8 protein-coding genes are annotated in these 11,161 nt (G+C 66.5%); all 8 read left to right on the top strand.

Annotated elements, in window-relative coordinates; genetic code table 11:
* The first annotated feature begins 140 nt into the window (after positions 1 to 140).
* The 8 genes from dnaN to ACFWU2_RS01090 all read left to right on the top strand — a co-directional run bounded on the left by dnaN (position 141) and on the right by ACFWU2_RS01090 (position 11,156).
* Positions 141 to 1,325 (top strand): DNA polymerase III subunit beta, encoded by a 1,185-nt coding sequence (dnaN, locus tag ACFWU2_RS01125; RefSeq protein ID WP_169652309.1) that lies wholly within the window; start codon positions 141 to 143, stop codon positions 1,323 to 1,325.
* A 25-nt stretch (positions 1,326 to 1,350) separates the two neighbouring features.
* The gene (gene recF / locus ACFWU2_RS01120) at positions 1,351 to 2,586 is read left to right on the top strand and encodes a DNA replication/repair protein RecF (protein WP_378599005.1); all 1,236 of its coding nucleotides are present in this window, start codon (positions 1,351 to 1,353) and stop codon (positions 2,584 to 2,586) included.
* Positions 2,579 to 3,136, top strand: a complete 558-nt coding sequence (locus tag ACFWU2_RS01115; RefSeq protein WP_378599002.1) for a DUF721 family protein — start codon at positions 2,579 to 2,581, stop codon at positions 3,134 to 3,136. The genes recF and ACFWU2_RS01115 overlap by 8 nt, the downstream gene beginning before the upstream one ends.
* A gap of 213 nt (positions 3,137 to 3,349) precedes the next feature.
* Complete coding sequence (gene gyrB / locus ACFWU2_RS01110; protein WP_378600183.1) at positions 3,350 to 5,386, top strand: DNA topoisomerase (ATP-hydrolyzing) subunit B; 2,037 nt, start codon at positions 3,350 to 3,352, stop codon at positions 5,384 to 5,386.
* 366 nt (positions 5,387 to 5,752) lie between these two features.
* The gene (locus ACFWU2_RS01105; protein WP_378598999.1) at positions 5,753 to 9,787 is read left to right on the top strand and encodes an ATP-binding protein; all 4,035 of its coding nucleotides are present in this window, start codon (positions 5,753 to 5,755) and stop codon (positions 9,785 to 9,787) included.
* Positions 9,784 to 10,200: a roadblock/LC7 domain-containing protein gene (locus ACFWU2_RS01100; RefSeq protein WP_072701130.1), complete on the top strand. Its 417-nt coding sequence runs from the start codon at positions 9,784 to 9,786 to the stop codon at positions 10,198 to 10,200. Before ACFWU2_RS01105 ends, ACFWU2_RS01100 begins: the two co-directional genes overlap by 4 nt.
* A gap of 13 nt (positions 10,201 to 10,213) precedes the next feature.
* Entirely contained in the window at positions 10,214 to 10,588 is a 375-nt protein-coding gene (locus ACFWU2_RS01095) for a DUF742 domain-containing protein (RefSeq protein ID WP_378598995.1), read from the top strand.
* Positions 10,589 to 10,601: 13 nt separating this feature from the next.
* Positions 10,602 to 11,156 carry an ATP/GTP-binding protein gene (locus ACFWU2_RS01090; RefSeq protein WP_169621077.1) on the top strand — a complete coding sequence of 185 codons (555 nt, stop codon included), beginning with the start codon at positions 10,602 to 10,604 and terminating at the stop codon, positions 11,154 to 11,156.
* Positions 11,157 to 11,161 lie beyond the last annotated feature (5 nt).

The following is an 11,161-nucleotide window of genomic DNA, read 5'->3' as shown; positions in this document are numbered from 1 at the left end:
ACTCCCGGCCCCGGCTTTCCAACCAGCCAGGGAAGGCATACCGTGGAGCCGCATCCCCCGACGCCGCCCCGCGGAGTCGGGGCCTTGTGTCAGACTTCGTACGACTTGTCGAGACCACGATCGAAGGGATCCACCGGGCGATGGAGCTTGGAAGCATGAAGTTTCGTGTTGCTCGCGAGGACTTCGCCGACTCTGTCGCGTGGGTTGCCCGGAGTCTGCCGTCACGACCCCCTGTGCCCGTCCTCGGCGGCGTGCTTCTCGGAGCTGAAGAGCAGGGCCTGACCGTTTCAGGCTTCGACTACGAGGTCTCGGCGCAGGTCCACGTGGCGGCCGAAGTCATCACCACCGGCCAGGCTCTCGTGTCGGGCAAGTTGCTCGCCGACATCACCCGTTCGCTGCCCAACAAACCGGTCGACGTGGTTCTCGACGGCACGCGTGTACTCATCACGTGCGGCAGCGCAAAGTTCTCGCTCCCGACGATGCCCGTCGAGGATTATCCCCAGCTCCCGGAGCTGCCCCAGCAGACCGGCTCGCTCGCCGGCGACCTGTTCGCCGAGGCCATCAGCCAGGTCGCGGTGGCAGCGGGCAGGGATGACACTTTGCCGATGCTCACCGGTATCCGGGTCGAGATCGACGGCACCGACGTGGTGCTCGCCGCCACCGACCGGTTCCGCCTCGCGGTGCGCAAACTCGAGTGGATGCCGACCACGGACACCACCACGGCCGCAGTGCTCGTACCGGCGAAGACTCTGTCGGAGGCCGCGAAGACCGTTGGCGGGTCGTCGAATTCGCCCGTGCAGCTCGCACTGGGCAGCGGCTCCTCGGTGGGCGCCGAAGGTCTGCTCGGCATCGTTGCCGACGGCCGTCGCACCACCACCCGGCTCCTCGATGCCGAATTCCCCAAGTTCCGCCAGCTGCTGCCGAACGAGCACACAGCGATGGCCACCGTCGAGATCGCTCCGCTCGTCGAGGCGATCAAGCGTGTCGCGCTCGTTGCCGAGCGTGGCGCTCAGGTCCGACTCGAGTTCACCGACGGCGGCGTGCTCCTGTCCGCCGGTGGCGACGATGCGGGTCGCGCCGAAGAATCACATCCCGCCGAGTTCTACGGTGAACCGCTGGTCATCGCGTTCAACCCCGGCTATCTGCTCGACGGTTTGACGTCGCTGCACACCGACAAGGTCTCGTTCGGATTCACGACCGCGAGCCGGCCCGCCGTGCTCCGGCCCGCACTCGAGGAAGAACCGTCGCCCGACGCTTCGGGTACCTTCGCTGCTCCCGAGAGCGATTACACCTATCTGCTGATGCCGGTGCGCCTGCCGGGCTGACCGGCGCGCCAGATTTGGACGGTCCGTGTACGTTCGCACCTTCTCGTTGCGCGACTTCCGCTCCTGGGAAGCCGTCTCCGTGGAGCTGTCGCCAGGAGCGACGGTCTTCGTCGGTCGCAACGGACACGGCAAGACGAACCTGCTCGAGGCTCTCGGATACTTGTCGACCCTGTCATCGCACCGCGTCGCGTCCGACACACCGCTGCTGCGTGCCGGTACGACGCGGGCATTCACCGGCGCCCAGGTCGTCAATGCGGGTCGTGAGCTGGGCATCGACATCGAGATCAACGAGGGCAAGCCGAATCGCGCCCGCATCAACCAGTCGCCGGCTCGCCGCCCCCGGGAGATCCTGGGGATTCTGAGGAGCGTGTTGTTCGCGCCCGAAGATCTGTCGCTCGTCCGCGGCGACCCGGGTGACCGGCGCCGGTACCTCGACGAACTGCTCACCACCCGCTACCCGCGGATGAGCGGCGTCCGAGCCGACTACGACAAGGTGCTGCGGCAGCGTTCGGCGCTGCTCAAGACAGCCGGAGGCGCGCTGCGCCGGGGCACGCGCTCGACCGACGGTACGAGCGCGCTGGCCACCCTCGATGTCTGGGACGGGCACCTCGCCGCACACGGATCGGAGTTGCTTGCGGCCCGGCTCGAGTTGTTGCACGCTCTGGCCCCGCACGTGTCGGAGGCATACCGCTCGATCGCGCCCGAATCCCGTCCCGCACGCCTGCGATATCGCAGCAGCCTCGGTGATGCACTGCCCGACGAGTTCTCCGATCCGGCCCGCGTTCCCGCACCGGACGACCGCGAATTCCTCGAGACCGTGTTCCTGCACCGTCTGGCGGAAGCGCGAAACAAGGAGATAGAACGCGGGGTGTGCCTGGTGGGCCCGCACCGCGACGATCTCGAGTTGGTCCTCGGCGAGCACGGTGCGAAGGGATATGCGAGTCACGGCGAATCGTGGTCGTTCGCGCTCGCGCTCCGGCTCGGCGCCTTCGCTCTGCTCCGCACGGACGGTACCGACCCGGTGCTGTTGCTCGACGACGTCTTCGCCGAACTCGATCGCCGTCGCCGCGCCGCACTCGCGGAGGTCGCTGCGACGGCGGAGCAAGTACTCATCACCGCGGCTGTTCCCGAGGACGTGCCGGACGAGTTGAGCGGCGCGCGGTTCCCCGTGGACGTGAAAGACACCGACAACGGTCGGATCTCTGTGCTGGGATCGGTGCAATGGGCAGACGCACAACCGGTGGGGAGATCCGATGAGTGACGAGTCACGGCCACAGGACGGTTCGCCGTCCGGCGAACCCGAACTGAAGGGTGTCGACCTCGCACGGCGCGCGCTCGAGGAAGCTCGAGCAGCAGCCAAGGCCAGCGGCAAGGCAGTGGGACAGGGTCGCGCGTCGCGCGGGAACCTGCGTCCTCGCCGACGTCGCCGCGGCTGGTCCGGGCCCGGACCCGACGACCGGGATCCGCAGCCTCTGGGCGCCCTGACCGGTGCGGTAGCCAAGCAACGAGGCTGGTCGACGCACGTATCCGAGGGCACGGTCCTCGGCAGTTGGGCGCGTGTGGTGGGCGAGGACATCGCCGGCCACGCCCAGCCGACGACACTGCGCGACGGCATCCTGCATATCTCTGCCGAGTCCACGGCCTGGGCAACCCAGTTGCGGATGATGCAGTCGCAGATCCTGGCGAAGATCGCCGCGGCGGTCGGCCACGGCGTGGTGAAGCAACTACGCATCAGCGGGCCTACGGCGCCGAGTTGGCGTAAAGGTGAGCGGCACGTCCGTGGGCGTGGTCCTCGCGATACGTATGGGTGATCCAGGTCGCCCGCGAGCATCACGAGCGCGGAATGAACCCCACGTAGGAATTTACTTGTGTTGATGCGCGCGAAGCCCGCTGCGGGGATATCAGCGGGGTAAGCAACCGCATCCTGTGTCGCCCCCGGCATACGAGGGTCGGGCACGTAGGATGGATGAAGAATGCCGCGCGCGTTGTGCGGGGCCGAGGCGGAGAAGGAGAGCTACCCACCCGTGGCTGCCCAGAAGTCGAACAAGAGCAACAATGACTACGGTGCGTCGTCCATCACCGTCCTCGAAGGACTCGAGGCGGTACGCAAGCGCCCAGGTATGTACATCGGTTCCACCGGAGAGCGTGGTCTGCACCACCTGATCTGGGAAGTCGTCGACAACTCGGTCGACGAGGCGATGGCCGGGTACGCGACGCAGGTCGAGGTCACCCTTCTCGAGAACGGTGGCGTGCAGGTCGTCGACGACGGCCGCGGCATCCCTGTCGGGATGCACTCGTCGGGCGTTCCGACCATCGAGGTCGTCCTCACCCAGCTGCACGCCGGCGGCAAGTTCGACTCGGATTCGTACGCCGTGTCCGGTGGTCTGCACGGTGTCGGCATCTCCGTGGTCAACGCGCTGTCGACCACACTCGAGGTCGAGATCGACCGCGACGGGTACCACTGGGAACAGACGTACACCTATTCCAAGCCCGGTGAGCTGGTCAAGGGTGAGCCGTCGACACGGACCGGCACCACTGTCCGCTTCTGGCCGGACCCGGACATCTTCGAGACGACCACCTTCAACTTCGAGACGGTCGCGCGCCGGCTGCAAGAGATGGCGTTCCTGAACAAGGGACTGACCATCACGCTCTCCGACGAGCGCGTGCTTCCCGAGGAAGTGACCGACGAGGTCGTTCTCGAGACCGCGGACGCGCCGAAGACCGCCGAGGATCAGGAAATCGAGGCCAAGAAGCCCGAGGTCCATAAGGTCAAGACGCGCGTCTACCACTACCCGGGTGGTCTCGAAGACTATGTGCGCCACCTGAACCGCACGAAGTCGCCGATCCACAACTCGGTGGTGGGTTTCACGGCCAAGGGCACGGGCCACGAACTCGAGGTTGCGATGCAGTGGAACTCGGGTTACTCCGAGTCCGTCCACACCTTCGCCAACACCATCAACACCCACGAGGGCGGTACGCACGAGGAAGGGTTCCGTGCGGCCCTGACCACCGTGGTGAACAAGTACGCGAAGGACAAGAAACTTCTCAAGGAGAAGGATCCCAATCTGACGGGTGACGACATCCGTGAGGGTCTCGCGGCCATCGTCTCCGTCAAGGTCGCCGAGCCGCAGTTCGAAGGACAGACCAAGACGAAGCTCGGCAACACCGAGGTCAAGTCGTTCGTGCAGAAGGCGTGCAACGAGCACATCTCGCACTGGTTCGAGGCGAATCCGGCCGACGCGAAGACGATCGTCACGAAGGCAGTGTCGTCCGCTCACGCCCGGCTCGCGGCCCGGAAGGCGCGAGAACTGGTGCGGCGCAAGAGCGCTACGGATATCGGTGGCCTGCCGGGCAAGCTCGCCGACTGCCGTTCCAAGGATCCGAGCAAGTGTGAGATCTACATCGTGGAGGGCGACTCGGCAGGCGGTTCCGCGAAGTCGGGCCGCGACTCGATGTACCAGGCGATCCTCCCGCTGCGCGGAAAGATCATCAACGTCGAGAAGGCCCGCATCGACCGGGTGCTCAAGAACGCCGAAGTCCAGTCCATCATCACGGCTTTCGGCACGGGCATCCACGAAGAATTCGACATCGCGAAGCTGCGATACCACAAGATCGTGCTGATGGCCGACGCCGACGTCGACGGCCAGCACATCGCGACATTGCTTCTCACCCTGTTGTTCCGGTTCATGCGGCCGCTCGTCGAAGACGGTCACGTCTATCTGGCGCAACCGCCGCTGTACAAGCTGAAGTGGCAGCGGAGCGAGCCCGAGTTCGCGTATTCCGACCGTGAGCGGGACGCGTTGCTCAAGGTGGGTCTCGAGGCCGGTAAGAAGATCAACAAGGACGACGGCATCCAGCGCTACAAGGGCCTCGGCGAGATGAACGCGAAGGAACTGTGGGAAACCACCATGGATCCCGCCGTTCGCGTTCTCCGTCAGGTGACGCTCGACGATGCTGCCGCCGCGGACGAACTGTTCAGCGTCCTCATGGGTGAGGACGTGGAGGCACGCAGAAGCTTCATCACGCGCAACGCGAAAGACGTGCGGTTCCTCGACGTCTGACGCGGGGTCGCTCGGCGGTCGCTGAGCGAAAGCTGGCCACATCGGGATCCCTTTTGTGAGAGACATCACATTAGGGGTCCCGATGATGTGACAGGTGACAGTGACACGCTGGTCGCGCTGGCTGGCTACCCGCTAGTACAGTCCATTGGGCCACCGCCATGTGTGGCTGCCGTACAGGGGGTCGGGTGCATTTCGCAGGAGCGTATGACCGTGCGCCTTCCGTATTCCCTGTATGTACCGCTATGGTGCCCTCACCCAGGAACGTCTCGTTCGACTGCATCGATCGAAAACGCACTCAGTTTCGAGCGGTGCGCCGGTTGGCGCTCGTCGCCTGGCGCGAACGGGGTGGAAGGAGAGCTGTAATCCATGAGTGACAAGTCGCCGCCCCGGCAGCGGTGGTGGAACATCGAGGGGTGGGGTCTTCGCACGAAGGTCACCGCCGTCCTCGCTGTCCCCGTGATAGTGGCGATGGTCCTGGGTGGTCTTCGCGTCGAGAACGAACTCACCAATGCGGTGCACTTCTCCTCCGCCGCCGACCAGGTCGCGGTAGTGCCCGACATCGTCGACTTCTCGACTGCGTTCGCGACAGCGACGGGCAACGTGGCGGCCGGAACGATCACGCCCGAGGAGATGGATACCCTCGGCGCCAGCTTCGTCACGATGAAGACGATCGCTGCCAGCCCCGAGTTCGACGAGGCGCTCGTCTCGGACCTCGACCGCACGATCGCCAATGCGGAGGCGCTCTACACCAAGATGAAGGCCGGGCCCGTCGCGATCGCCGAGATCGCCACCGTCACCAGCGAGGTGCGAGACAACCTCAACAGGATCGTGGAATCGGTCCTCGACGGCGTCGACGACCGCGAGATCCTCGACTACGGCAATCAACTCGTGAACGCCTGGTACTCCCAGCGCTACCTCTTCGGCCAGGTACTCGGTGTGCTCGACATTCTCGAGAACCCCGAGAAGCCCGATACCGCGCTCGTGACCGCCTCCGGCGGCGAGCTCGCGATGCTCGATCTTCTTTCGCGTTCTTACCCGATGGCCGACGCGCAGATTGCCGACCTGCGGTCCGGTGTCAAGGAACGCACCGACATGGTCGCGGCTGCCGGCGAAGGCCCGCTCCCGATCCTCAACGTCCGAGCGTCGCTGCTGCACAGCGTCGACGTGTACGGCGGCATCATCGACGCTGCAGCGCAGCAGATCACGACGACCGTTCAGGATCGTGCCGCGGAGACCCGGGCAGCGGCCTTGCGCGACACCGCGATCGTGCTCGCGGCTCTGCTCGCGGCTCTCGTCCTCGCGCTGCTCGTGTCCCGGTCTCTCGTCGGGCCCATCCGCCGGCTGCGGTACGGAACCCTCAAGGTTGCCCGCCAGGAGCTTCCCGAGGCGATCGACCGCATCAAGGTCGGCGACAGCATCGAGGACATCGAGTTCACCCGCGTTCCCGTCCACACGACCGAGGAGATCGGTCAGCTGGCGCGCGCGGTCGACGACATGCACGGCCAGGCACTGCGTCTCGCGGGCGAGCAGGCCCACCTCCGGCTCCAGATCAACGACATGTTCGAGACGCTGGCCCGGCGAAGCAAGTCCCTCGTCGAGCAGCAGCTCGGACTCATCGAACGTCTCGAGTACGAGGAGAAGGACCCCAACCGTCTCGAGAGCCTCTTCCGGCTCGATCACCTTGCGGCTCGTATGCGCCGTAACGGCGACAACCTGTTGATCCTCTCCGGCACGCGCATCCGCCGCGGTCACTCGGCGCCTGTACAGCTCGGCGACATCCTGCGTGCTGCGATGTCCGAGGTCGAGGACTACCAGCGGGTCCAGATCGGTTCGACACCGGACGGTGCGCTCAGCGGCGCGGTAGCGACCGACATCGTGCATCTCCTCGCAGAATTGGTCGACAACTCGTTGCGGGCCTCTCCACCCGACAGCACCGTCACGTTCAGCTTCGCGCGCGCCGTCGACGGTGGACTGCTCGTCGAGATCGCCGATCGCGGTATCGGAATACCTCCCGAAGAGCTCGAGATCATCAACGAGCGACTGACGAGTGGTGGCGCGGTCGGTCCCGACACCGCCCGTCACATGGGTCTGTTCGTGGTGTCCCGGCTGGCCGAGCGTCACGGTCTCACCGTGCGACTGCGCCCGACCTTCGACACCGCACGCAACCCCGGCATCACCGCGAGCGTTCACATCCCGGATGTGCTGCTCGTGTCGCCGCTCGCGTTGTCCCAGACGGGTCCGCAACCGCGAATCATCGACGCGGAGCCCGTGTCTGCGCCCGAGACGCTGTCCTCGCCGTCGTCGCAGGAGACTCCCCAGCTGCCGCCGCCTTCCCGCGAGAAGGAATACGAACCGGCGCGGTCGCAGTCTCAGCCGCCCTCGCAACCCCGGCCGCAGCCGCAGTCCGATCAGCAGCCGCAGCCCCGGCCGCAGTCCGAGCAGCAGCCGCAGCCCCGGCCGCAGTCGGATCAAAAGTCGCAGCCGGTCCGTGTCGATGCGTACGACCGTTCCGACGCGGAGTTCAACCCGCCGTCGCAGCCGATCCGCATCGAGGCGCCCGACCGGTCGTACTACGCACAGGATGAGCGGTCTTCGGAGAGAAGAGATCCGGCTCAGGGTGCCCGCCGCGATTCCGCACCGGGTCACGACGAGCGGTCCCGCGACGACGAGCGTGCGGGCTTCGGGCCGGCATCTCGGGGCATGGCTCCGCGCGAGTCGACCGGTGCGCACGAGTTGTCGGCACTTCGCGAATCAGGTGCTCCGGGCCAGCCCCAGCGAGGCCAAGGCGACCGTTCCGGTCTGCCGACGCGTCAGCCGGGCGCAGCACCGGGACTTCCTCCGCGCCAGCCGGGTTCGAACTCGGGTCTGCCCACCCGGAACCCCGGCGCAGCGGCATCGGGTCTGCCTACCCGCAACCCCGGCGCAGCGGCATCGGGTCTTCCGTCCCGTCAGCCGGGTGTGACTCCCGGTTTGCCGACCCGTCAGCCGGGTGCGACTCCCGGTTTGCCGACCCGTCAGCCGGGTGCGACTCCTGGCTTGCCGACCCGTCAGCCCGGCGCTACCTCCGGCCTGCCGCAGCCGCAGCAGGCCCCGCGCAGGATCCAGCCCGACGCCGCCGCGGCGTTCGTGTCGGCGATTCCTCCCCGCGGCCAGCACGGTCAGAACCGTCCCACCCAGGACCGCGTGTGGCAGGACGAGCATGCTCGTCGTCAGGAGCGAGAGGCGCAGGCGGAGCAGGAATCCCGTCAGGAGCGTCCCCAGCAGGACGAGCGCGACCGTCGGATGTCGCGGGACGAGCGTCCGGCCGAACGGACCGGCAGCCACGCGGCGACCGAGCCGCCCACGCACCGGCAGCAGCCGGAACCTGTTCGGGAACAAGAAGCGTCGAGTCTCCCGCAGCGTCAACCGGGTAATACTCCCGGACTCCCGGCTCGTTCGGGACCTGCCCCGCAGGAGCAGCGTCCGGATGCACAGCAGGGAACCCGTCCGTCGGGACTGCCGCAGCGTCAGCCCGGCGCTACGCCCGGATTGCAAGGACGCGGCGCACCGCCGTCACCGCAGCAGCAGACGACTCCTGAGCGTCCTCACCAGCATTCGCACGCGCAGCATTCGCAGCCGCATTCGCAACCGCAGCACTCGCAGGTGCAGCCGCCGCAGACTCGTCGGCCGTCGCAGCAGCAGCCGCAACACGAGGCTCCGAACGGGTTGCCGCAGCGTCGTCCAGGTGCCACGCCCGGTATTGCCGGTGGGCCGCAACCTCGCCCGGACAGCGCACCGGCCGGAGGTCTTCCGCGTCGCCGGCCCGGGGCGACCCCAGGGCTTCCGCCGCGTCCTGCCACCGCGCAGGAACCCTCGGCTGCCGCACTGGCGGGTCCGACGCCTATCCCGTCGGCGAGTATTGCCGACGGCGGATCGGTGTCGAAGCAGAGCGACGCGCAGAACGCCGCTCGCCATCGCTACCGGACGAACTCCGCGAAGACAGCGTCGTTCTTCCAGCCCAGGCCGGATTCGGTCGGGCTCCGGCCGCAGCCCGCACCCCACACGCCGATCTTCTCCAACATGATGTCGGATTGGCTTGTCGATCCGAACAGTCTTCCGGAGGACCGCCGGAAGAAGGAATGGCGCTCGGCTGCCGACGCGGGCTGGGAAGCAGCACAGCGAGCAGCAGAAGTATCGGTGGAAGAACACACGACGGCCGGCCTTCCGAGGCGCGAGCCGGGTCACCGCCTCGTTCCGGGTGCGGTGAGGGCTCCCGCCACCGGGGAGCTGCCCAAGACGATCCGACGCCGGGACCCGGAAGCCATTCGGGCGAACCTGAGTCGCCACCAGCAGGGCGTCCGTAACGGTCGCACCTCGGCGAATACCAGCAATCGCGAGAACAATGAACAGGGAGTTCGATGAACATTGATCATGGATCCGACGTGGCCCGTCCACTGGACTGGTTGGTTTCCAACTTTGCGCGCGAAGTTCCAGGTGTCTCGCATGCCGTACTCGTGTCCGCCGACGGCCTGCTGATGGCTGCCAGCGCCCACCTTCCGGTCGACCGTGCCGAGCAGCTCGCTGCCGTCACTTCCGGCCTCGCGAGCCTGTCCAACGGTGTCTCGCAGTTGTTCGACGGTGGCGGAGTTCTCCAGTCGGTCGTCGAGATGCAGCACGGTTACCTGCTGCTCATGAGTGTCGGTGACGGTTCGCACCTCGCGGCTTTGACCGCGTCGGAGTGCGATATCGGACAGGTCGGCTACGAGATGGCGCTCTTGGTGGACCGGGTGGGTGCCTCGGTCGAGGCAACCCCCCGGGTCGGCCAAGGGTCCTGACGTCGAGGTGGCCATGGAATCGCGCAAACCTGAGTCGGTGCCGGATCAGCCCAGCCTGGTACGGCCCTACTCGCTGACTTCGGGACGTACGAGTCCTGCGGTCGAACTGGCGTTGGAAGCACTGATCCAGGCGATCCCGGGCACGAACCCTCGGGCCCGTGACCTGGACAACATCAACGCCACGATCTTGGAGTTGTGCAAGGAGTCGCCCTCGGTTGCCGAGATCGCGGCGAGGGTGGGCGTGCCGCTGGGAGTGGCACGCGTCCTCGTTGCCGATCTTGTCGAAGCCGGACACGTACAGATCCTGGCCACGCTGAAAGACGATTCGAGCGACGCGGAGCGTCGTGAGCTGATTGAAAGGGTCCTCAGTGGACTTCGCGAACTCTAGCGCCACCAAGCGCGTGACCTCGACCAAGATCGTGATCGCGGGTGGCTTCGGTGTCGGAAAGACCACGCTGGTCGGGGCGGTGTCCGAAATCGTCCCCCTCCGCACCGAAGCGCTCGTGACGAACGCCAGCGACGGAGTCGACAATCTCACCGCGACGCCGCAGAAGGCGACGACGACGGTGGCGATGGACTTCGGCCGTATCAGTCTGGCCGAGGACCTCGTGCTGTACCTGTTCGGTACTCCGGGCCAGCACCGATTCTGGTTCATGTGGGACGACCTCATTCGAGGTGCGATCGGTGCAATCGTGCTGATCGACACGCGTCGGCTCGACGAGAGTTTCGCGGCCGTGGACTTCTTCGAGGCGCGGAACCTCCCGTTCATCGTCGCGATCAACGAATTCGACGACGCGCCGCGCTACCCGCTCGAGGACATCCGCCAGGCCATGGCGATCTCACCCGATGTCCCGATCGTGTCGATCGACGCGCGGTCCCGTGAATCGGCGAAGCAGGCATTGGTGACCGTCACCGAATACGCGCTGCGAAAGCTGCACCAGCCGGTGGCCCCGTAGTGGTC

The organism is Rhodococcus sp. NPDC058639 (genome assembly GCF_042717545.1).
Classification (GTDB): domain Bacteria; phylum Actinomycetota; class Actinomycetes; order Mycobacteriales; family Mycobacteriaceae; genus Rhodococcus.
The sequence above is the reverse complement of the archived record's forward strand: the minus strand, read 5'-3'. Positions and strand labels throughout refer to the sequence as shown.

Coding starts and splice junctions, on each gene's coding strand:
- dnaN (WP_169652309.1), top strand. CDS start 141: ATGGAGCTTGGAAGCATGAAGTTTCGTGTTGCTCGCGAGGACTTCGCC.
- ACFWU2_RS01115 (WP_378599002.1), top strand. CDS start 2,579: ATGAGTGACGAGTCACGGCCACAGGACGGTTCGCCGTCCGGCGAACCC.
- ACFWU2_RS01105 (WP_378598999.1), top strand. CDS start 5,753: ATGAGTGACAAGTCGCCGCCCCGGCAGCGGTGGTGGAACATCGAGGGG.
- ACFWU2_RS01100 (WP_072701130.1), top strand. CDS start 9,784: ATGAACATTGATCATGGATCCGACGTGGCCCGTCCACTGGACTGGTTG.
- ACFWU2_RS01095 (WP_378598995.1), top strand. CDS start 10,214: ATGGAATCGCGCAAACCTGAGTCGGTGCCGGATCAGCCCAGCCTGGTA.